Raw genomic sequence first — 22,663 nt, forward strand, 5'->3', positions numbered from 1 at the left:
ATTATTATTGCTAAAAATTATTTGGCGTATGGTCGGTACAAAAAAATAAATTGCTAATTTTACGCCTGAAGATAAGGGACTTGCCAAAAATAAATTATCCAATTTACTCAAATAATATTTTGTTGTCTTCCCCCTGCTACGCCACTTCCTCCCCTGCTCCCCTGCCTACCCAGTGATAGGATATTTTTTTAGCTGGAAGTCCCTAGTTTATTTCCTGATGTTCCCTTAATAGACAAAATATAGTATTTGGCGACAATGCAAAAACTTCTTTTTCATGACAGAGATAGCTTTAGAGCGCAAGCCCTATTCCTTGGTAAAAAGATTAACCTACAAAGATTAGAGAATTATGTTTGCTTGGCCACTATGCCAGTAATGGTTACAATCGGTGAACACGGATGTGCGGTGCTGCTGGGCTATGGTGCAGTTGTTCTGTTTAACCTTGAGCCTGTAGAGAAGGTAGCTTTTTTAACTAAAATATCCTCTCAAGTTAGTGACTCTTTTCCCAACCCCGAAACAGAAGAAGTAGAAGTTCATCTCAATATTGTGGAAAGTGAGCGAGTTAAGGAAGGAAAAATTTTCCTACATGAATTTAGTGTAGAACGTTTACAGATAGTGGCTGATATTCTTGCTAAAAGTGTTGTTCTGTCTCACTATGAAACGAGCCTAGCAACTGTATTTGATCAAATTGAACCGTTTGCAGCTAGTCTTCAGGCTGACAACAGGAGTAAACGCAAGAGTCGGGAATTATTGCGTCAACTTGGGACTACCCTATTAGTTCAACATAAGATTGTGGGTCGAGTAGAGATTATCGATAAGCCAGAATTGCTTTGGGAGTCCCCACAGCTAGAAAACTTATATCTGCGTTTGGAGGATGAATACGAAATCCGTGAGCGTCACAATGCCTTGGAACGAAAACTAGAGCTAATTTCCCAAACCGCACAAATCGTACTGGAGTTCATGCAGCATAGCAGTAGCCAGCGAGTAGAGTGGTATGTGGTGATTCTAATTGTGGTGGAAATTCTGCTGTCGCTGTACGACATCATTTTTAAACGCTAAGGCTTTTTTCCTCGCTTGAATCAAGAGAGCGATGACCTCCAGTTGCTCAAAGACCATCTCTGCGTTCCCTGCGGGACGTTATCGAAATGAGTGCAGCGAAATTTCATGCTTCCGAGACAATGCCAATTTCATGTCTTTATTAGCCTGTAGATAGAGGCGTTGCCCTATCACTGCATAGAAACTAGATGTATTATTGGGTCAGATTTTCATGGATTGGTATCCACTGAAGTTAACTACTAATATCCAAAGATACACCTTTGGCGAACGAGTGATTCCAGAACGTCTGGGCAAGCATGGCTTACCTTCTGGAAGAATAGCCGAAACTTGGGAAGTGAGCGACTACAAAGACAAAACAGGGACTGTAGTTAATGGTTCTTTGGCTGGTCGCACCTTACATGAACTCACATTAGCTTATCCTAACGAACTGGTTGGTCAGGGCTGGCAGGGGTCACATTTTCCTTTGCTGTCCAAATTTATTGATGCTTCTCTTATGCTGCCCGTACATCTCCACGCCGATGATGAAACAGCTCGGATTTTGCACAACGAACCCAATGGTAAAACCGAAGCTTGGCATATTCTTTGGGCAGCACCAGGGGCAACAGTTTTGGCAGGACTCAAGGCAGAGTTTACAAAAGAGCAGTTATTTGAAGCTTTTGTGGCCTGTGACTATGATTCTGTCTTGGTGCGTCATTCAATTCAAGCCGGAGATACTGTCTATGTGCCGGCTGGTATCCTTCATTCTTTTGGCCCAGACACACTTGTTTTTGAAATTCAACAAACCTCCAATTTGGCTCAATCTGTGATGCCGACGGATTTGTATGGAAACAAGTACAGCCAACAAGAGTGGTACATCAATATTCATGCAGCCCTTGATGAGCTAAAAAACCATTATCAACCTCGTCCCAACAGTGGGCTAAAGTTACAATCAGCAGCTAATGTTCGGATTTTTGGCTGTGCTAGTCAATATTTCGCCCTTGAACACTGGATTTTAAATGAATCCCATTTAGAACCATCTCATCCCCGTCGTTGTCTAATTCTTTCCAATGTCGGCAATGTTGTACAGCTAGAATTTAACTCTGGTATCGAGCATTTGGAGCAAGGAGAATCTTGCATTTTGCCAGCAGCTATTGGAGAAGTTCGTGTTGTTCCAGAGCATCAAGCCAATCTCATAGCCTGTTACGTGCCTGATTTGCAACAAGATGTCATCAAGCCACTCCAAGCCGCAGGATACGATCAACAGCAAATACAAAAGTTAGGTGAGTTAACAAATTGAAGAGCTAGAATGCACAACTCCTATCAAAATGAGGAGAGCAAAGTGTCCGTCGCGCAGATTCGCAGAGAGTAAGAGTTTGAGAGATGAAAATTTTGATATTCATACCTCAATTCAGCAACGCCCAAAATTGAAAATGAAGAAATAATAATTCCCTACTTGCAACTCATCACTCATCACTCTCCACACGCCCCTTGAGAAAAGTTACACATCGAGTTAAGCTTCCTTAGCGTAACTGCATACTTGTGGCATTAGGTAATGACAAATCAATCCTCCCCGCAAATTCCCTCCTGTACTTGGAACCGTCCTATTGGTTTAGGTTGGGATAAACCTTATACTGTCCGCTATGCCAGTAATATTGATGATGGGCCTTGGCATGGTATGCCATTGGGTGGCTTTGGTGCTGGTTGTATTGGTCGCTCTTCGCGGGGAGATTTCAACCTGTGGCACATTGATGGTGGGGAGCATATTTTCCAAAATTTTCCGGCTTGCCAATTTAGTGTATTTGAGTCCAATGGCTCATCTTCCCAGACTTATGCTCTATCTACTCAACCAACAGATGATGGTAGCTTGAAAAGTTGGCAATGGTATCCAGAATCTAATGCTACACAAAAAACAGGAACATATCACGCCTTATACCCTCGCAGCTGGTTTGTGTATGAGAATGTTTTTCAAGCCGAGTTAACTTGTGAGCAGTTTTCCCCGATTTGGGCAAATAATTATCAAGAGACTAGTTACCCTGTAGCTGTGTTTGTTTGGCAAGCTCGTAATCCTACTAATGCACCTATTACACTCAGCATCATGCTGACTTGGCAAAATATGGTCGGTTGGTTTACAAATGCGCTCAAATCTCCTAATGTGCGGGTACGGGATGATGGTAGTCCAGTTTATGAGTATCAGCCACGCTTGGGGGAAAGCCAGGGAAATTACAATTATTTAGACGAAAGTCCCCAACATCTTGGTTGCTTTTTAGGTAGAAATGGGATGAATGAACCTTTACAGGAAGGTGAAGGGAGTTGGTGCATTGCCACATTGAAACATCCCCAAGTGGAAGTTTTTCACCAGACAAGATGGAATCCTGTGGGTACAGGTGAGGAAGTATGGCAGACGTTTGCTAATGATGGTTCCTTACCCAATTATATAGATACCACGCCAGCTACAGAAAATGAACAGGTAGGAGCAGGCATCGCCGTCCGTTTCACTCTCCAGCCAGGAGAAACCCTAGAAATCCCCTTTGTTGTGAGTTGGGATTTACCTGTAACAGAATTTGCCGCCGGAGTGAATTACTATCGCAGATATACAGACTTTTTTGGGAAAACGGGTAATCATGCTTGGGCGATCGCAACTACTGCTCTAGAACAGTATAAAGCTTGGCAACAACAAATCCAAGCTTGGCAAGAACCAATTCTGAATCGGGAAGATTTGCCCAATTGGTTCCAAATGGCACTATTTAATGAGCTTTATGACCTCACCAGTGGCGGAACTCTCTGGAGTGCAGCCACCCAAGGCGACCCCATCGGTCAATTTGCAGTGTTGGAATGCTTAGATTACCGTTGGTATGAAAGTTTAGATGTGCGATTGTATGGTTCTTTTGGGTTGTTGCAACTGTTCCCAGAACTAGAGAAATCAGTAATGCGAGCTTTTGCGCGGGCAATTCCCCACGGTGATGATACCCCCCGTGTGATTGGTTATTACTATACAATTGGGGCAGAAAGTCCCCTGGCTGTGCGTAAAGCCGCAGGTGCAACACCCCACGATTTAGGCGCACCCAATGAACACGTGTGGGAGAAAACTAATTACACTAGCTATCAAGATTGTAATTTGTGGAAGGATTTAGGCTGTGATTTTGTCTTGCAAGTGTACCGAGATTTTCTCTTTACTGGTGCTGATGATGTCCAGTTCCTAACCGATTGCTGGAATGCAATTGTAGAAACCCTCGACTACGTAAAAACCTTTGATTTAGACGACGATGGCATTCCCGAAAACTCTGGTGCGCCTGACCAAACCTTTGATGATTGGCGTTTGCAAGGGGTTAGCGCCTATTGTGGTGGCTTGTGGTTGGCTGCATTAGAAGCAGCGATCGCTATCAGTGAGATTTTATTACAAAATCACGAAGATTCCACCACCAAAGAAAAGTTACTTTCCCAAAAATCCACATACAAAACTTGGTTGACAAAATCCCTACCGATTTATCAGGAAAAACTCTGGAATGGTAAATACTATCGACTCGACAGTGAAAGTGGTTCTGATGTTGTCATGGCAGACCAATTGTGTGGTCAATTCTACGCTAACTTACTAGAATTACCGGATATTGTACCAAGCGATCGCGCAATTTCTGCACTACAAACTGTTTATGATGCTTGCTTCCTCAAATTCTACAATGGTCAATTTGGTGCAGCTAATGGAGTACGTCCCGATGGTTCCCCAGAAAACCCAAAAGCTACTCACCCGTTAGAAGTGTGGACAGGAATTAACTTTGGTTTAGCTGCGTTTCTGGTACAAATGGGAATGAAAGATGAAGGCTGGAGAGTGACACAAGCTGTAGTAGAGCAAATCTATAACAATGGCTTGCAATTCCGCACACCTGAAGCCATCACCGCCGCCGGAACCTTCCGTGCTAGTACCTATCTCCGCGCTATGGCAATTTGGGCAATTTATGTGGTTATTAGTCCATAGTCAACATTTCTCTTCTCCCCCTGCTAAGCCACTTGCTCCACTTGGGGAGACCCCTTCTCTACGAGAGCGCCAACGCGGAGGAGAAGACCGCAGTGGCTCCCCTGCTCCCTTCTAAATATTTGGGGAAATATAAAATTTTCCTTAAATTTTTAGTGTAAATAATGGAAAAACCGACCTTGAGAATTAATAAGTTCGGTATTTTCCAAAAAATATTTCAGCTTTTTTAGCTTTATTTGTCTATATTTTCGAGATTTACTGCACCTGTGGGGGGTGACAGCTATCTTGTCAAGATTGTCGTTGTTCTTAGAGGGATACCAGGAAAAATCTGTAACGAGATATACATAATAGCCGTTATATATGCCTTAGTATCTCTCTCTTGGGTGGGATTCTGCCTCAAATTTAAAAATCAGTGTAAACAATTCTTGGGTTTATTTTCCGGGTGTTTAATGAATCAAAAGAAAACGTAAATAAGTTTAAATAACTTTGGATGTAAATAAATTAAAACTACTTTTTGCAGGTGTCAATGTTTCTTAGGTTCTGTCCAATTATTACTACGTTAGGTAAGATATCAAACTTATGTTCATTAAGAACCTTTTGAAAATGGAAAAATAATTTTCCTGATGTTTTACAAAAATACTGTTGTTTTAAATTAAATATATTTTTTTAGTTGGCAATTATCGATTTTTTACATTTAAGTGAATGTACTCATGAATAATCAACAGCAATTAAACATAAATTTCATGAATACTGGTTAAAGATTTAGTAAAAATTGATAAAAAAGGGGAATAAATTTTCATCCAATCTTGAATCAGAAATATACATCAGCAGTTAATTAAGATGCTGATGTGATACTAATTTGAGTTTACAACTGTCATCTATATTGCTCAAAACTCAGCCAAAAGTTTATACACCAAGCAGAAATTAAACTATGAATCCCTCTTCGTCGTTAAGAGTTCAGGGAGGGCTGCAAAAAGATCCTAATGATCAGCCATCTCCCACTCCAGAAGCGGCTATCCTCAATCTTGTGAGGTTAGTTGCAGGGGATACGAGTCTAGTTTCACAGTTTAGCCAAAATTGGATAATTCGTGAGTTTCAATTAGGTGATGAACTGACAAATTATGCTGTAGATAAAGCAACTACAGATAGTAGTAATACTATTTACATAGTTTGTCAAGGTAGAGTCAGATTACTAAGTTTTAATCAAAACCTTGGACGAGAGGTTTCATCTCAATTGGTATTAGCTGAACAAGCTTTTGGAGCAGATGATTTCTTTTGTAGTCAACCATTACCGTATCGAGCGATCGCCGCTAGTACAGGCGTTGTTATATCAATCACAATTTCTGACCTGAAACCCTGGTTACAAACCATTCCCCAGTTAAAAAATTATCTACAGCGCTTAACTCGTGAACGACAAGCGCTCATCTTCTTTAAAAGCTATACAAAATTACAATCACTTAAGAGTAAAAAACTCAAAGAATTATTACCTTATTTAACAGCTAAATATATCCCCACAGGTTCATCCTTATCAGAAGTAACACCACCAGAAAAAGGACGCTTTTGGTTAGCGAGTGGTCGAGTCCAATCTATATCAATAGCCAGTTTTTTGCCTGCGGTGGGTGATAGTTGGGGATATCCTGAACACACATTACCAGACGGGACTGCTCAAACAGATTTGCTAGTTTACCAACTATCCCCGGAAAATTGGGATACAGCAAGAGCCATCGCACCTGATTTCTTTACTGAGGACTATCAACCAGTAGAACCGCCAGCCGAGGTGGTTGATGTTATCCCTGCTGAGAGTAAACCACAGTTAGCTCTGCCCAAGTTGCAGAATTTGCGCGCGTTGGAAGCACCAGCCATAGCCACATCCGACATCGACGATATCGACTTTCCTAAGGGAGTAAAGCAACGTAAATCGAGATCGTCCTATTCCTATCCATTTATTCAACAGCAGAGTTCTTCGGACTGCGGTGCAGCCTGTTTGGCAATGATTAGCCAATATTGGGGTAAGCGCTTAAGTCTGTATAGTCTCAGGAACTTGGCACAAGTAGACCGGACTGGCGCATCTCTGGAGGGTTTAACGGTAGCAGCCCAAACCTTGGGTTATGATGTCCTACCAGTCCGGGGTAGTTTGCCTAAATTAGAGTGGCACTATAATCCCTGGATTGCCCACTGGCAAGGAAATCACTATGTAGTAGTGTGGCAGATTAAAGATGACCGCATCTTGATTTCTGACCCGGCTGTCGGGAGGAAATGGTTATCACGTCCGCAATTTGAAACTAGTTGGACTGGCTACGCCTTATTGTTAGACCCCACAGAACGTTTTCAAGCGCTCAAAAGTGAGAAATTTTCTTTGGGTCGTTATGGGCAAACATTGTGGCATTATCGAACATTACTCAGGCAAATCATTCTCGCCTCCTTATTAGTACAAGTTTTTGGATTGGCAACTCCTCTATTTACTCAGGTCATTCTCGACCAAGTAATGCCTATCAAAGACTTGTCAAACTTGCACATATTTGCATTTAGTTTTTTATGTTTGGGTATCTGGCGGACTGTGTTAACTGCACAGCACCAACACTTACTAGATTATTTTGCTAACCGCATCGATTTGAACTTGATTGGCGGTTTTATTAACTATACGTTGCAGTTACCCTTACAATTTTTCGCCTCACGCCAAGTAGAAGATATTATTAGCCGGGTTCAAGAAAACCGCAAAATTCAAATTTTTATCAGCCGTAGGGCAATTGCGGCGGCGGTAGATATCTTGATGGTGGTGACTTACCTGGGGTTGATGACCTATTACAGTTGGCAACTCACTCTCTTAGTTCTGAGTTGGATTATTCCCGTAGTGATTTTGACTGTAGTCGCCAGTCCATATCTCAAACAAGCATCGAGAGAAATTTTTCAGGAATCCGCCAGACAACACTCATCAATGGTAGAGATTATGACTGGAGTGGCTACACTCAAAACTGCCACCGCCGAACGTCCTTTGCAGAAGTATTGGGAAGAACGTTTCTTAAAAATGTTGAAGGCGCGGTTGCGGGGACAAAAGTTAGCCCATCGTTTGCAAGTGGCGCGGAATTTAATTAATCACGTTGGTAGCACCCTAGTTTTATGGTTTGGGGCAACTTTGGTGATTGGTGGGCAAATGTCCCTGGGACAGTTTGTAGCTTTTAATCTGCTGACGGGGAGTATTACTAATCCAGTTTTGGCATTAGTCGGGTTATGGGATGAGTTTCAAGAAGTCTTAATTTCGGTGGAACGACTCAATGATGTTTATGCAGCTATCCCTGAAGGAAGTTCTCAAACAACTCTACTAGTGATGCCACCGATTCGTGGCGAGGTAAGATTTGAAAATGTATCCTTTCGTTATAACTCGTTTCAAGAACGCAACGCCTTACAAAATATTTCTTTTGGGGTCAAACCTCAACAAACTATCGGCATCATTGGTCAAAGTGGTTCTGGTAAAAGTACTTTAGCCAATTTATTAGCGGGTTTGTATCGTCCCGATACGGGAAAGATTTTGATTGATGGACATGATATGGCTGGAGTGTCTCCCCAGTCCTTGCGGAGTCAGGTAGGGTTAGTAGCACAAGAAAGTTTTTTGTTTTCCGGCACGATTTTAGAAAACATTACTTTGCATGATCAAGAATTAAGTTTAATCCAAGCGATCGCTGCCGCCAAGTTAACCGGCGCACACGATTTTATCCAAGCCTTACCTCTGGGTTACGATACCCAGGTGGGAGAACGTGGTTTCATGCTTTCTGGCGGACAACGACAGAAAATTGCGATCGCCCGTGCTTTGGTGAGAAATCCCAAAATTTTGATTTTAGATGAAGCCACTAGCGGTTTAGATGCCGAATCAGAACGCCGCTTTCAACATAATTTAGCTCAGATTAGCCAAGAACGGACTACTTTTATTATTTCCCATCGCCTTGCTACTGTGCGCGATGCTGACCATATATTTGTTTTAGATCAAGGTATGGTGATTGAACATGGAACTCATCAAGAACTGATGGCGATCGCTGGTCTTTATCACCACTTAGCTCAACTGCAACTATAGATATACAGCAGTTTCAATCATCTTTATGAAACATTGATAACTATAGGAGTGTAACGCTGTGCGTCCCTACTTGAGATTTTGGTGTAGCGATGAGTTTGCTATGTCAAAGTATTTTTTTGAGCGGTAAAAATAGAGATATTTTTTGAGGTGTGCCAAAGCGAAAGTAACAAATATTAATAATATAGCACAAAAGTGTAATATATACAAAATATTTGGGGAAAATCCGCTAATTCTATAATAAAAATCATGCTCATTTTATAGATATTTTTCCGGAGATATAAATGCAACCATATTCTCTGTATCAGAATTTTAGTGCCAATTTATATTCGTATACCATTTAGAAATGATCGCTAGTATTTCCACATCAATATAAAAATATTTTTAGATTTTCAAAGGCTGATTTTTTTCTATTAAATTATTGCTTATCAACTTATTTAGTGGTAAATTTCCTTAGTGAGTTAAAAGTCTCAAACACGGAGTAGGCGAGGGGTCTGACCCCTCATCACCTAGCCGAAGACTCTCAAAATCCCTAGCAGTATAGCGTATAAGTCAATATTAAAAATATTCAGTAAAATTGAGTAATAAAATTCTGATTAGCAGGTGACATTCATGAAAAAAGATAGTATAAATACGAATATAACTCTGAATAGAGTATGGAGAAGCAATGATAGTTTTAAAGAATAAAATACATCTAGCAACACTGAAGTTATCTCCATACTTAAGTAATGAAAGAATCCAATAAATTGATCAGGGATAAAAATTACAGATATCACCAGGCAAACAGCAAAAAGCTGTAGCGACAGCCAGGGAAGACGCAGACTGTTATCTGCCATTCAATTACATGATAAGGGAGGGTGAAAATATGGAGATAAAACATTATTATACTGATAGAAATTTAGCCGTAGAGATAGAATTAATTGAGAGTAAAAATGTTGCTGCATCATCCACAAATTCAGCAAAAATATTTACAAGTATCAAACCTGTCCTAGAAATAATTCCCCAGCTAGTAATTAAACATCACAAAGGGAAGATGTAGTTTTAGCTCCCACTCCCGAAAGCTACCGGCTCTACTGGGAAAGATCACCTTGGCGCAGTAGTTCCTGCCGATAAAAGTTTCTTCATTCAATTCACCAAATAGCTGAAATACCTTCATCCAAGACAACAACCACTATGAACCAAAACACCACAGGCCTAACCAACTACAATAAAGCCATCAATCCTCAGCAATTTGACAAAGTAGTTGAAGCAATTCTTGCAGGTAAATATTCTTGGGCGTGTGTCTTAATGCTGCGCTTTGCTGGATATAATCCTTTACACTACATCCCCTACCGCACATATAACCGCTTACTCAAAGAAAACTCAGAAGCTAGTAAAGCGCAACAACAACACAACGATAATGTCAAAATTGCTCAACCTGCTGCTGTTGCTCGGTCTAGTACTAATATGCCATCAAGTTGTTTGAGTAAAATTAAAGACCTGGCCTATCTGGAAGTAGTGGGAAAACAGAAAACAGAAATTCATGGTGGTAACTTGGACAGATGGTTAACACAGCAAGTCCATGATTTTCAAGATATCAACTTGGAACCACAAGCCATATCCACTCAAGACATTGCCTTCAAATTGTCAGACATAGACTTTATTCGCAACTGATGATGATATTGTGAATCGATTTAGCGTCCCAGAGTCAGCAGCTGACAAGTGTATTAGCGATACCTGTCCCGTTCTAAGTCGTAGATTACTTTTTCCAGATACCAGTTATCAGACTTACCCCGGTGTAACTGTCGCTGTTGCCTCAAAAGTCGTTTAGCTGTGGCTACATCTCCACAGAGTAATACCAGCAGCCGTTTTTGCAGTTGTCTATTTTTGGGATTTGTGAGGAATGACGTTGAAACCTTGCCACGTGGTTTTGATGACAACAGTTTGATGAGAGCAAGTGATAAGCTGATGATGAGAAGCACCACTAGAAGTTCCATACTTATTGAATATAAGTAGTTTGCTATTCTACCATGTTAAAAATGTTATCTTTTTAACAACCGTAAAACGTCGGAAATTTTTGTGATGTCAATATAAAGTTCCCCTTGAAAGATGATGATAAAGTAATTTTGAAGAATCCTTAGGTGATTTGGCATGGCGAGTTGACAACGCAGTAGTACGCCTACAAAACAAGCCTAAGATTATCGAGTAAAAGATAAATATGCTGGGTGCGATCGCAGGTGACATAATTGGTTCAGTCTATGAGGGAAACAGTATCAAAACTAAAGATTTTCCCCTCTTTAGTAGGCAGTCTCGGTTTACTGATGATACAGTGCTAACCGTGGCTGTAGCGGACGTAATTCTCAATACTGACCAATTTCCTAGAAGTAGCAGGTACATCGACCAATTCAAATGGTACTATCGTCGCTACCTATATGCAGGCTACGGACGGAACTTTAGCAACTGGGCTAAATCTAACAACAATCAACCATATAACAGTTTTGGCAATGGTGCAGCTATGCGAGTTAGTCCCATTGCCTTTGCTTTTCAAGACTTAAATACTGTATTACAACAAGCCAGAGGTAGTGCGGAAGTCACCCATAATCACCCAGAAGGCATCAAAGGCGCACAAGCGACAGCATCTGCCATTTTTCTCGCCAGAACAGGTCTTGATAAAGCAGAGATTAAATCCTACATTCAGACTACCTTCGGTTACAACCTAGACCAAACCTTAGAGCAAATCAGACCTACCTATCAATACGATGCTACCTGTCCAGGTTCCATTCCCCCAGCAATTATTGCCTTTTTAGAATCCACCAACTTTGAAGACGCGATTCGCAATGCAGTTTCCCTTGGTGGTGATAGCGATACCATAGCCTGTATTGCAGGGGCGATCGCTCAAGCATATTATGGAGGCGTACCAAAAGCAATTGCCCAACAAACCCTGTCTCACCTGAATGAGCATTTATGCACTATCACAGAAAACTTTATGTATAAATACTGCAATAGTCATTGTGGTTAAATTTGGAATGTTATCGGCTAATTTTGCCTCTACTGCTAAAGACAACAGCAAACAACTACCATGTTCAAACTCATAGACGTATTTTGGGCTTATATAATTATCGCTATATTAATCCTGGTGGGAAGGTTGATCAGACAACGCCTATGGGTATTGCGATCGCTATACATACCTAGTTCAATTGTTGCTGGTATCATGGCCTTATTACTGGGAGGGGGTGCTTTTGGTGCTGTTGTGAGAGTTGTAAATCCACAATCTCCCCTTGTAAAAGGCATATTTCCCGAAAACATACAGGTAGTATGGTCACAGTCTCCTAGTATTTTTATTAACGTTGTTTTTGCTACCTTATTTCTCGGACATTATGTTCCGGGTCTAAGGGAATTTTGGCGTAAAGCTGCACCACAAGTAGCATTTGGTCAAGCGATCGCCTGGGGGCAATACGTAGTAGGATTGCTACTAGGAATAACCATATTAACACCAATTTTTGGTTTACCACCCATCGCCGCTTGTTTAATTGAAGTCGCCTTTGAAGGGGGACACGGAACAGCCGCAGGGATGGCGGGAACTTTTGCAGAATTGGGATTTCCCGCCGGGGCTGATTTATCTTTAGCTTTAGCAACAGTGGGACTGATTTCGGGAGTCGTTGCGGGGACGATGTTGATTCACTGGGGACGTAGTACAGGACGCATCCAAGTTAGTCGTGAACCACTGGTTGAATCAGAAAAGATAGATAGTCATTCACCAGACGAACACCCAAGTATTACTATTGCCAGAGAAAATTTATTCCGCGAATTACTGATTGATCCATTGTCTCTCAATTTTGGTTTTGTCGGACTAGCGATCGCTTTCGGCTGGCTCATCTTAGAAGCGTTGCGCTGGATTGAATCCATGACTTGGGGTAGAGGTGGTTTGCAATTGATGACCTACGTGCCGTTATTCCCCATAGCTTTGATTGGTGGCATTATTGTGCAGTACATACTCATCCGTACAGGACGAACCTACTTAATTAGTCGTCCCCTCATGGAGCGTATCGGCGGACTAGCATTAGACATTACAATTGTCACAGCCCTAGCCAGTATTTCCCTGACTGTACTAGGTAATAACCTAGCTCCTTTCATTATTTTATCAATTGCCGGCATCGTCTGGAATGTATGTGCTTTCGTATTTTTAAGTCCTCGTCTACTACCTTTTTATTGGTTTGAACGTGGACTTGGCGACTTAGGACAATCAATGGGTGTCACTTCCACAGGATTATTGTTAATGCGAATGGTAGACCCAGATAATCGTTCTGGTGCATTTGAGAGTTTTGCTTACAAACAATTACTTTTTGAACCTATCGTTGGTGGGGGCTTATTTACGGCTGCTGCACCCCCCTTAATTGTTAAGTTTGGCCCCATACCAGTTTTGCTATTAACATCATTTATCCTGGCATTTTGGTTGATGTTTGGTTTCTATAACTGTCAGCAGCTACGAAAGCAAGACTTACCAGGAAAAGTTTCATAAACCTGCATACCATACTTCACAATGGATATTTTAATTGTTGAGGATGAATCAGAAATTGCCCAGTTAATCCAACATTCTCTGGAAAAAGAAGGATTTTCCTGTCGCATTAGCCGCGATGGTATTAATGCTTTACGAATGTTTCAAGAGCAACCACCAGATTTAATTATCCTAGACTTAATGATTCCTGGGTTAGATGGGTTGGAAGTTTGCGTGAGAATTCGCCAAAAACCCGGTATAAAAGACCCTTATATACTAATGCTCACAGCCAAAGGTGAAGAAATAGACAGGGTAATTGGCTTATCTACTGGCGCGGATGACTACATGGTTAAACCCTTTAGTCCCAGAGAGTTGGTAGCGAGAGTGCGGGCGCTACTACGGCGCAGTCTGCGTCAAGGTGGTCAAGGTCAAATAACTCGGACTCAACACTTTATAGTAGATTTAGATCAACGCACCGCCAGCCGTCAAATAAATTCCCCGCAACCAGAAGCGTTAGATTTAACCACTCTAGAATTTAATTTATTAAATACTTTTGTTAGTAATCCTGGGAGAGTATGGAACCGGACTCAAATAATTGAAAAACTATGGGGAGATAATTTTTTCGGTGATGAGCGTGTTGTGGATACTCATGTAGCCAGGTTAAGAAAAAAGATTGAGCCTGATCCTGCTAATCCTACTTTTATTAAAACTGTAGTAGGTGTTGGTTATAAATTTGAAGACTCCCCTGTAGTATAAATGAGTAGTGAGTAATGAGTAAGGAGTAATGAGAAAAGAGTATTTATTACTTACGGCTCATGTGATTTGGAGTCGGGAAAGGCGTAAATACTTTAATATCGCTAAACATCTTGGCTAAACCACAACCTAAAAACCTTGCTATCTGTAGGGCATTTTTAATTCACATAAGGTGTTACTTATTACTCATTACTTATTACTTATTCCTTATTACTTTAAAGCCGTCGTAGAAGGGATTTTAAACCCATTTTTCTGATGAGCATAATCAACAAAAGTTGGCATTGGACAAAATCCCTACCTTTAGCATCCCGCCTGTTTTTCTCACACTTAGTAGTGATGATGGTGGGCTTAATTAGTTTGGTCATTATTAGTAAAGTTTCTTCTCCCCGCTTTTTTGTCCTGCACTTAGAAAGATTAGAAAGCGAAGGGATAAATTTAATTAATATTCGTGCAGATTTAGTACAAGGATTTGAGATTGCTTGGCGCAGTAGCACTATTTGGTCTGTGTTTGTCGGTGGTACAGCTGCGGGGGGATTGAGTTACTGGGTTTCCAAACGGATTATGCAGCGACTAACAGAGATGGAACAAATCACCCAACAGTTTGCAGCCGGTCATCTAGAAGCACGACTACCTTTGTCTGACATCCCCGAACTGAATCGTTTGGGGACGAGTTTTAATCGCATGGCTGCTAGTTTGGAAGGAGTGGAAGCACGGCGACGGGAACTAATAGGAGATATGACCCATGAATTACGCACACCGTTAACAGTGGTGCGTGGTTATTTAGAAGAACTCGCAGATGGAGAAATTGCTCCATCTCCAGAAGTTTACCGCCGACTAGCCAAAGAAACTAGACGTTTAGAACGTTTGGTTAACGATTTACAAGAATTATCTAAAGCAGAAGCTGGTTATTTGCCGATTAAAATACAACCAGTCAATCTATATCCTTTGTTAGAGTCTTTAGTAGAAAGATTTAGCGACCAATTATTAGAAGATGGGCCAGTACTACTGGGAGAATTTACCCCTCAAATCCCCCTTGTGCTAGCAGATATTGATCGCACAGAACAAATATTAGTAAATCTCTTGGGCAATGCCATCCGTTATACTATTAAAGGTTCAATTACCATCAGTACATGGACTAAACATAAAAAACTCTGGATTGCTGTTATTGATACAGGTATTGGTATTGCGCCAGAAGATATACCCCATGTATTTGAGCGCTTTTGGCGGGCTGATCAATCACGCGATCGCCACTCTGGAGGTACAGGTATTGGATTAACTATTACTAAGCACTTAGTAGAATTACAGGGCGGCAAAATTCAGGTAGAAAGCGAACTAGGTATTGGTAGTACATTTGAGTTTTGCTTGCCCCTAGCGTAAAAAGTAGGGGGAAAAGCCGGGTTCCCAATTTCTATTTTCCACACAAAATGACTAGCTTCATTTATGATAATGATTATCAATTTTATGAAGCCTTATGTCACTTGAAAATCCATCTACCACCAAACCATCGAACCTGTTTCAACGTCCCCGTCGGCTACGTCGGACTGCAACGCTGCGGCGGATGATGCGGGAAACGACTCTGACAGTGGATGATTTGATTTATCCGATGTTTGTCATGGAAGGAGAGGGACAGAAAGTAGAAATTGCTTCCATGCCAGGATGTTATCGATACTCGCTAGATTTATTACTGAAAGAAATAGCCGAAGTATCACAGTTAGGAATTAATGCGATCGCTCTTTTTCCCGTTATATCCGAAAATAAAAAAGACAACACAGGCACAGAAAGCTACAACCCAGAAGGGTTAGTCCAGCAAACCGTCAAAGCCATCAAACAAGCAATCCCAGAAATTGTTGTTATTACCGATGTAGCCCTTGATCCCTTCACCACACATGGACACGATGGTTTGGTCGATGAAAACGGCACTATCTTAAATGACCCTACAGTGGAAGTGTTAGTCAAAATGGCACTTTCTCAAGCCGCAGTCGGCACAGATTTTGTAGCACCTTCCGACATGATGGATGGCAGAATCGGCGCAATTCGTCAAGCTTTAGATGCGGAAGGTTACATTAATGTAGGGATTTTGGCATACTCCGCCAAATATGCCTCCGCTTACTATGGCCCCTTTCGGGATGCCTTAGATTCCGCCCCCAAATTTGGCGACAAAAAGACCTATCAAATGGACGCAGCTAACGCCAGAGAAGCAATCAAAGAAGTAGAACTAGATATTGCCGAAGGTGCAGATATTGTCATGGTAAAACCTGCCCTAGCTTACCTAGATATCATTCACCAAGTCCGCCAAGCCACCCAGCTACCAATCGCAGCCTACAACGTCAGTGGCGAATACGCCATGATAAAAGCTGCCGCTCAAAGGGGATGGATTGATGAAAAACAAGTAATTTTGGAATCCTTAACCAGCATGAAACGTGCAGGTGCAGATTTAATCCTCACTTACTTTGCCAAAGAAGTAGCGTTGATGTTGCTTTAGGAATGGGAGCAGGAGCAAAAGAGGAATAACTATTGACCAATTACCAATTACCCATTACCCATGACTAAAAAAATTGACTTGGCTATTGTTGGTGCAGGGCCTCATGCTCTGACTTTGACTACCCATTTGCTGCAAAAACGGCAGTCTATTAGGGGTAAATTTTTAGTGTTTGACCCTAGCGGTGGGTGGATGAGTGGCTGGAATCAGCAATTTGCAGCTTTGGAAATCCCGCATTTGCGTTCCCCCGCAGTTCATCATCCAGACCCCAACCATTTTGCTTTGAGGAAATTCGCTGAATCTCGTCCTGATGAATTATTTGCGCCCTATGATTTACCAGGGACACAACTATTTGAGGATTTTTGCCAGGATGTGATTCGAGTTTGGCAGTTACAAGAGCTAGTAACTCCTCTAGCCGTCAAGAGTATTGAACCCATATCTCATCATCTGCGTCCCCAATTTCGCCTTAGTTTGCAAGACGGACAAGAGGTGACAGTAAGGCGGGTAGTGTTGGCTAATGGTAGCGCTCAACGTCAGATACCTGATTGGGTGAAGGAAATTCACACAGCATACCCACAAGATAGACTTTGCCACTCACAAACAATTGATTTACGAAAATTACAGTTGATGGGTAAGAGAGTTTTGATTGTGGGTGGTGGGTTAACGAGTGGGCATTTGGCTGTGGGTGCGATCGCTCGTGGTGCTAAAGTTCAGTTAATGATTCGGCGACAGTTATCAGAAAAGTTATTTGATGCGGAACCAGGATGGTTGGGGCCAAAGTATCTGAAAGATTTTTTTGCCCAATCTGATTGGGAACAACGCTTGACAATGATTCAGCAAGCTAGAAATGGTGGTTCCATGACTCCGGCGATCGCCACCCAATTACGGAGACAAGTCCGTAGTGGTAACATGAAAATTGATGAAAACTGTCAAATACTCAAAGCCCAATGGCTAGACGAAAATTGGCGTGTCGAATGTAGTGATGGTAGCCAAAATGAGTGTGATTATATTTGGCTTTCGACTGGCACTAAATTTGATGTCACCACTGAACCGCTATTAAAAGACGTTCTAGCCGCTCACCCCATTCCTATAGTGAAAGGTTTGCCAGTTTTAGATAGTTGTCTACGTTGGCCTGGTTGTGAATTATTCATCATGGGTGGTCTAGCCGCTTTACAAGTAGGCCCAACAGCACGGAATTTATCAGGTGCAAGAATGGCTTGTGAGAAAATCGTCCCAGCTATTGTCAAACCGAGCGTAGCCTTTTCCCGCAGCGCCACTGGAATCAAAGCAAGCTGAAAGTTTAAGGCTGTAGAGGTATAGGGTTGGAAAAAATAATCATTTTGAGGTTGGTTTTACAGTCATCACTCATTCTTCGAGTCAAAACCCAATTCCCAATTCCGCCTCTTTTGCGCTAACATGATAACGATTCTCATTCCTTATTAATATGGTCAGTTCTCTAACCCAGTCCCAGAAAAACTTAGACCAGCACGACAGCGAGAAACTTGTGCGGATCCGTCACACCTGCGCCCATATAATGGCGATGGCAGTGCAGAAGCTATTTCCAGGGACTAAAGTAGCAACTGGCCCAGTCACAGAGAACGGATTTTACTACGACTTTGATTGTCAAGTCAGCATCACTCCCGATGACTTGGGCAAAATTGAAGCAGAAATGCGGCGGATTATTACAAAAAACTTACCAATTATCCGCGAAGAGGTGCAAAGAGAAGAAATTGGCGCGGAAATTGCCCAACTAAACGAACCTTATAAGTTAGAAATATTAGACCGTATCCCCGCAAGAGAAACCATTACCCGCTACTTCATTGGCAGTCCTGATACTGGTAAACCAGAATCTTCCTTGTTTGTTGCCGATGTTCAACCAGCCAGTAACTATTGGTGGGATTTGTGTGCAGGGCCTCACATTAACTTTACTGGTGACATTGCGGCTGATGCTTTTACATTGTTGAACATTGCGGGTGCTTATTGGCAAGGGGATGAAAGCAAACCCCAACTACAACGAATTTATGGTAACGCTTGGGAAAGCAAAGAAGAACTACAAGCATACCTCAAACAAAGAGAAGAAGCTTTACGCCGCGACCATAGAAAGTTAGGACAAGAACTTAACTTATTTAGTATTCAAGAAAAAGCTGGCGGTGGTTTAGTTTTTTGGCATCCCAAAGGTGCGAGTATTCGCTACATTATTGAAGATTATTGGCGCAAAGCCCATCTAGAATCAGGTTATCAACTACTTTACACACCTCATGTAGCAAACCTTGATTTATGGAAAACATCTGGTCATTTTGATTTCTATCAAGAGAATATGTTTGACTCGATGGAAGTGGAAAATCAGGCTTATCAAATCAAGCCAATGAATTGTCCCTTTCATGTCCTCACTTATAAACATCAATTACATTCTTATCGAGAATTACCCCTCAGATGGGCGGAACTAGGCACAGTTTATCGTTATGAACGTTCGGGGGCGCTACATGGTTTGATGAGAGTCAGGGGATTTACCCAAGATGATGCTCATATCTTTTGTTTACCTCATCAAATCACCGATGAAATTTTAAGGGTTTTAAATCTCACAGAGCGGATTTTGTCAGATTTTGGGTTTAAAAATTATGAAGTGAATCTTTCAACCCGTCCTGATAAATCCGTAGGAACTGATGAAGTTTGGGAGTTAGCAACATCAGCCTTAAGACAAGCCTTAGATGCTAAAGGTTGGAATTATGTTGTTGATGAAGGCGGCGGTGCTTTTTATGGGCCTAAAATTGATATCAAAATTCAGGATGCTATTGGTCGTCTCTGGCAATGTTCCACTATTCAGGTAGATTTTAATTTACCAGAACGCTTTGATATGGAATATATTGCTACTGATGGTAGTCGCCAAAGACCAATTATGATTCATCGAGCTATTTTTGGTTCTCTGGAACGATTTTTTGGCATTTTAATTGAGAATTATGCTGGTGATTTTCCCTTGTGATTAGCACCAATACAACTGCGAGTATTATCTGTAAGCGATGAAGTTAGAGAATATACACAATCAATAGCCCCCGATTTACAAAAAAAGGGATTTAGAGTGGAAATAGACTTCATTGGTGAGCGTTTAGGTAAGCAAATTCGGATAGCAGAGTTAGAAAAAATTCCCGTGGTTGCTGTTGTGGGTAAAAAAGAGGTAGAGAATCAAACTTTGAGTGTGAGAAGTAGACAAAATGGTGATTTAGGAGTGATGAATGCAAATGACATGACGCATCAATTACAAGAAGCTATCATCACCAAAAGGGGAATTTAAAAATTGCTTGTCTGATGCCAATATTTTTTACTGACGCAGATAATAAAGATGAGTTTTTCATTTGGTGGTGGAATGTTTAAAGTTAATATAGAGAAAAAATTGCAAGTAAAATAATGGGTATATAACTCCTTAGATATTGATGAGCAAGTTCATATTGCTCTTAGTCAATTACATTGTTAAGAAGCTAATTGTTCGCCAATTGAAACAGGACAAAATCCATAAGCCAATTGCTGAAATTGAATATACAGATATATCTAAAATTGTTCGGCCGCATCCTTGATTCAATAGTTTACCAAAATCTCACTGCAATATGGATACTATAACCACACCCACTACGAATATAATTCCTGAATTTCCTAAACGGGGAATGCCTGTTACAATCATTACTGGATTTTTAGGTAGTGGTAAAACTACACTACTCAATCAAATTCTCAAGAATAAACAAGATTTAAAAGTTGCTGTTCTTGTCAATGAGTTTGGCGATATTAATATCGACAGCCAATTGTTAGTTTCTGTAGACCAAGATATGGTCGAACTGAGTAATGGCTGCATCTGCTGTACCATCAATGATGGTCTTGTTGATGCTGTTTATCGAGTTTTAGAACGAGAAGAACGTATTGATTATTTAGTTATTGAAACCACTGGTGTTGCTGACCCGTTGCCAATTATTTTAACTTTTTTGGGTACAGAACTGAGAGATTTAACTAACCTTGATTCAATTCTCACAATGGTAGATGCAGAAGCATTTAATTCTCACCATTTTGAAAGTGAAGCAGCTTTGAAACAGCTTACCTATGGAGACATTATTCTTCTCAATAAAACAGACCTCGTGACTCCAGAAAAAATTCAAGAATTAGAAAATTATGTTCATGATGTGAAAGCTAGTGCAAAGATTTTACACACCAAACATGGTGAGGTGGCATTACCATTAATTTTAGATGTGGGTTTAACACCAACAGATAAGTATGTTGCTAATGAGGTCGAAGATACTCATGAACATCATCATGAACATCATGACCATAAACATCATCATCATGAACATCACTCTCATCATTTAGAAAATGATGGATTTGTTTCGGTTTCTTTCCAGGCTGATAGACCATTTGATGTTCATAAGTTTGAAAATTTTCTTACTGAAAAAATACCACAGAATGTATTTAGAGCTAAGGGCATTTTGTGGTTTAGTGATAGTGAATTACGCCATATATTTCAACTGAGTGGACTTCGTTATAACTTACACGCTGATGAATGGCATACATTACCTAAAAATCAAGTAGTTTTTATTGGGAGAAAATTAGATACCAGTCAAATTTATACACAACTTAACAAATGTTTGGTATGATAAAGAAGTGTTAAGCAATTAGCGAATTTAGTTAATAGTTATTCATGGCTGTTGAACTATTAACTAACTCAGAATCTATACCAACTAAACAAAATAACATGACTCTATCGATTCGTTCCGATATAAATTCTGCTGCTCAGGTGGTGTCATCTTTATCTACTCAGCAGCCACCAACTGTCACAGAAGCAGAAATGGTGCAGGCTGTGCGGACTTTATTAATTGGATTAGGAGAAAATCCTGATAGGGAAGGTTTGCTAGATACCCCTAAGAGAGTTGTAAAAGCTTTACAGTTTCTGACTAAGGGATATCAAGAGTCTTTAGATGAACTGCTAAATGGAGCAGTATTTACAGAAGATGCCAATGAAATGGTATTAATTCGGGATATCGATATTTTCAGTTCTTGCGAGCATCATATCCTACCAATTATTGGTCGCGCTCATGTTGCCTATATTCCCAATGGTAAGGTGATAGGATTATCGAAAATTGCGCGCATTTGTGAGATGTATGCTCGACGTTTACAAGTGCAAGAACGTCTCACTCTACAAATTGCTGATGCACTGCAAGGGTTACTCAAACCCCAAGGGGTAGCGGTGGTTATAGAAGCAACTCATATGTGCATGGTGATGCGTGGTGTACAAAAACCTGGTTCTTGGACTGTTACTAGTGCAATGCGTGGTGTGTTTGCGGAAGATGGACGCACTCGTGAAGAGTTTATGAATTTAGTGAGACACAATGCTAATTTTCGCTAGAAAGTTTTGGCTGATATAAATATAAATAAAAAGAGACATAATATATTATGTCTCTTTTTATTTACTTTGGAAAATTTAATACTTATTCTTCAAATTTCGTCATCTACTCCTTGAATTAAAGAAGTCAGCTTATCTAAAGTTTGTGTTAGTTGTGTTAGTTTTTGTAGTGAATCATCTTGAGATTCAGCAAGACTTTGTACTGCATCACACAAAGCAAAAATTTGATATCCCTGTTGCTGTAATTGCTTTCCTTGTGCTTCAACTTGGTAACTCAGGTTTTCCACTCTTTCTGCAAGACGTTCAATGGTTTCAGTAGTAGACAGTACTGCTTCTCCAATTTGCTCAACAATGGATTCCAAGCGACTAATTTTTACTTCGACTCCACCTGCAATCATTTCTTCACCACCCTGATTGTAAAAGAGCTTTTTAGTAATTTATTGATGTTAATAATTGAATAATTTAATTCAATAAATACAACCCTATCTAAAGACTGCTTTCATACTATTAATGATTTT

General features: G+C 40.8%; 15 protein-coding genes and 1 pseudogene. 14 read left to right on the forward strand and 2 right to left on the reverse strand.

Translation table 11 applies throughout. The annotated features are described in order from the left end of the window. Positions 1-255: 255 nt before the first annotated feature. From H6G18_RS01655 to H6G18_RS01675, 5 genes are all read left to right on the forward strand, one after another. Positions 256-1,056, forward strand: a complete 801-nt coding sequence (locus H6G18_RS01655; protein ID WP_190405338.1) for an RMD1 family protein — start codon at positions 256-258, stop codon at positions 1,054-1,056. 208 nt (positions 1,057-1,264) lie between these two features. After that, positions 1,265-2,329 carry a type I phosphomannose isomerase catalytic subunit gene (locus tag H6G18_RS01660; RefSeq protein ID WP_190405339.1) on the forward strand — a complete coding sequence of 355 codons (1,065 nt, stop codon included), beginning with the start codon at positions 1,265-1,267 and terminating at the stop codon, positions 2,327-2,329. Between the two features lie 255 nt (positions 2,330-2,584). Continuing rightward, positions 2,585-5,002 carry a GH116 family glycosyl hydrolase gene (locus H6G18_RS01665; protein WP_190405340.1) on the forward strand — a complete coding sequence of 806 codons (2,418 nt, stop codon included), beginning with the start codon at positions 2,585-2,587 and terminating at the stop codon, positions 5,000-5,002. 928 nt (positions 5,003-5,930) lie between these two features. Next, positions 5,931-9,065 (forward strand): cysteine peptidase family C39 domain-containing protein, encoded by a 3,135-nt coding sequence (locus tag H6G18_RS01670; RefSeq protein ID WP_190405341.1) that lies wholly within the window; start codon positions 5,931-5,933, stop codon positions 9,063-9,065. A 1,170-nt stretch (positions 9,066-10,235) separates the two neighbouring features. Then, positions 10,236-10,715, forward strand: coding sequence for a HetP family heterocyst commitment protein (locus H6G18_RS01675; protein ID WP_190405342.1), 480 nt, complete (start codon positions 10,236-10,238; stop codon positions 10,713-10,715). A gap of 53 nt (positions 10,716-10,768) precedes the next feature. Here H6G18_RS01675 and H6G18_RS01680 read toward each other — a convergent pair whose 3' ends face one another. After that, positions 10,769-11,038 carry a hypothetical protein gene (locus H6G18_RS01680; protein ID WP_190405343.1) on the reverse strand — a complete coding sequence of 90 codons (270 nt, stop codon included), beginning with the start codon at positions 11,036-11,038 and terminating at the stop codon, positions 10,769-10,771. A 221-nt stretch (positions 11,039-11,259) separates the two neighbouring features. On the opposite strand from H6G18_RS01680, the gene H6G18_RS01685 reads away from it, so the two are divergent. The 9 genes and pseudogenes from H6G18_RS01685 (at position 11,260) to folE (ending at position 22,148) form a co-directional block, all read left to right on the forward strand. After that, a complete protein-coding gene (locus H6G18_RS01685; RefSeq protein WP_190405344.1) occupies positions 11,260-12,060 on the forward strand; it encodes an ADP-ribosylglycohydrolase family protein in 801 nt (266 codons plus the stop codon). A 60-nt stretch (positions 12,061-12,120) separates the two neighbouring features. Beyond that, positions 12,121-13,560 (forward strand): sodium/glutamate symporter, encoded by a 1,440-nt coding sequence (locus H6G18_RS01690; RefSeq protein ID WP_190405345.1) that lies wholly within the window; start codon positions 12,121-12,123, stop codon positions 13,558-13,560. 21 nt (positions 13,561-13,581) lie between these two features. Further along, the gene (locus H6G18_RS01695) at positions 13,582-14,292 is read left to right on the forward strand and encodes a response regulator transcription factor (protein WP_190405346.1); all 711 of its coding nucleotides are present in this window, start codon (positions 13,582-13,584) and stop codon (positions 14,290-14,292) included. Positions 14,293-14,550: 258 nt separating this feature from the next. After that, positions 14,551-15,666, forward strand: coding sequence for a sensor histidine kinase (locus H6G18_RS01700; protein WP_190405461.1), 1,116 nt, complete (start codon positions 14,551-14,553; stop codon positions 15,664-15,666). Positions 15,667-15,760: 94 nt separating this feature from the next. Then, the gene (gene hemB / locus H6G18_RS01705) at positions 15,761-16,771 is read left to right on the forward strand and encodes a porphobilinogen synthase (protein WP_190405347.1); all 1,011 of its coding nucleotides are present in this window, start codon (positions 15,761-15,763) and stop codon (positions 16,769-16,771) included. 60 nt (positions 16,772-16,831) lie between these two features. Next, on the forward strand, positions 16,832-18,064 hold the full coding sequence (locus tag H6G18_RS01710; protein WP_190405348.1) for an FAD-dependent oxidoreductase: 1,233 nt from the start codon (positions 16,832-16,834) through the stop codon (positions 18,062-18,064). A gap of 148 nt (positions 18,065-18,212) precedes the next feature. After that, positions 18,213-20,057 (forward strand): annotated as a pseudogene (thrS, locus tag H6G18_RS01715) (threonine--tRNA ligase). 310 nt (positions 20,058-20,367) lie between these two features. Next, positions 20,368-21,399 carry a CobW family GTP-binding protein gene (locus H6G18_RS01720; protein ID WP_190405349.1) on the forward strand — a complete coding sequence of 344 codons (1,032 nt, stop codon included), beginning with the start codon at positions 20,368-20,370 and terminating at the stop codon, positions 21,397-21,399. Between the two features lie 98 nt (positions 21,400-21,497). Then, the gene (gene folE, locus H6G18_RS01725; protein WP_190405462.1) at positions 21,498-22,148 is read left to right on the forward strand and encodes a GTP cyclohydrolase I FolE; all 651 of its coding nucleotides are present in this window, start codon (positions 21,498-21,500) and stop codon (positions 22,146-22,148) included. A gap of 89 nt (positions 22,149-22,237) precedes the next feature. On the opposite strand, the gene H6G18_RS01730 is transcribed toward folE, so the two are convergent. Then, entirely contained in the window at positions 22,238-22,543 is a 306-nt protein-coding gene (locus H6G18_RS01730; protein ID WP_190405350.1) for a hypothetical protein, read from the reverse strand. Positions 22,544-22,663: the final 120 nt, after the last annotated feature.

Source organism: Anabaena subtropica FACHB-260 (assembly GCF_014697105.1).
Lineage (GTDB): Bacteria > Cyanobacteriota > Cyanobacteriia > Cyanobacteriales > Nostocaceae > Trichormus > Trichormus subtropicus.

Excerpts from the sequence above, each read along its gene's own strand:
- H6G18_RS01655 (WP_190405338.1), top strand. The coding sequence starts at position 256 with ATGCAAAAACTTCTTTTTCATGACAGAGATAGCTTTAGAGCGCAAGCC.
- H6G18_RS01660 (WP_190405339.1), top strand. The coding sequence starts at position 1,265 with ATGGATTGGTATCCACTGAAGTTAACTACTAATATCCAAAGATACACC.
- H6G18_RS01665 (WP_190405340.1), top strand. The coding sequence starts at position 2,585 with ATGACAAATCAATCCTCCCCGCAAATTCCCTCCTGTACTTGGAACCGT.
- H6G18_RS01670 (WP_190405341.1), top strand. The coding sequence starts at position 5,931 with ATGAATCCCTCTTCGTCGTTAAGAGTTCAGGGAGGGCTGCAAAAAGAT.
- H6G18_RS01675 (WP_190405342.1), top strand. The coding sequence starts at position 10,236 with ATGAACCAAAACACCACAGGCCTAACCAACTACAATAAAGCCATCAAT.
- H6G18_RS01680 (WP_190405343.1), bottom strand. The coding sequence starts at position 11,038 with ATGGAACTTCTAGTGGTGCTTCTCATCATCAGCTTATCACTTGCTCTC.
- H6G18_RS01685 (WP_190405344.1), top strand. The coding sequence starts at position 11,260 with ATGCTGGGTGCGATCGCAGGTGACATAATTGGTTCAGTCTATGAGGGA.
- H6G18_RS01690 (WP_190405345.1), top strand. The coding sequence starts at position 12,121 with ATGTTCAAACTCATAGACGTATTTTGGGCTTATATAATTATCGCTATA.
- H6G18_RS01695 (WP_190405346.1), top strand. The coding sequence starts at position 13,582 with ATGGATATTTTAATTGTTGAGGATGAATCAGAAATTGCCCAGTTAATC.
- hemB (WP_190405347.1), top strand. The coding sequence starts at position 15,761 with ATGTCACTTGAAAATCCATCTACCACCAAACCATCGAACCTGTTTCAA.
- H6G18_RS01710 (WP_190405348.1), top strand. The coding sequence starts at position 16,832 with ATGACTAAAAAAATTGACTTGGCTATTGTTGGTGCAGGGCCTCATGCT.
- H6G18_RS01720 (WP_190405349.1), top strand. The coding sequence starts at position 20,368 with ATGGATACTATAACCACACCCACTACGAATATAATTCCTGAATTTCCT.
- folE (WP_190405462.1), top strand. The coding sequence starts at position 21,498 with ATGACTCTATCGATTCGTTCCGATATAAATTCTGCTGCTCAGGTGGTG.
- H6G18_RS01730 (WP_190405350.1), bottom strand. The coding sequence starts at position 22,543 with ATGATTGCAGGTGGAGTCGAAGTAAAAATTAGTCGCTTGGAATCCATT.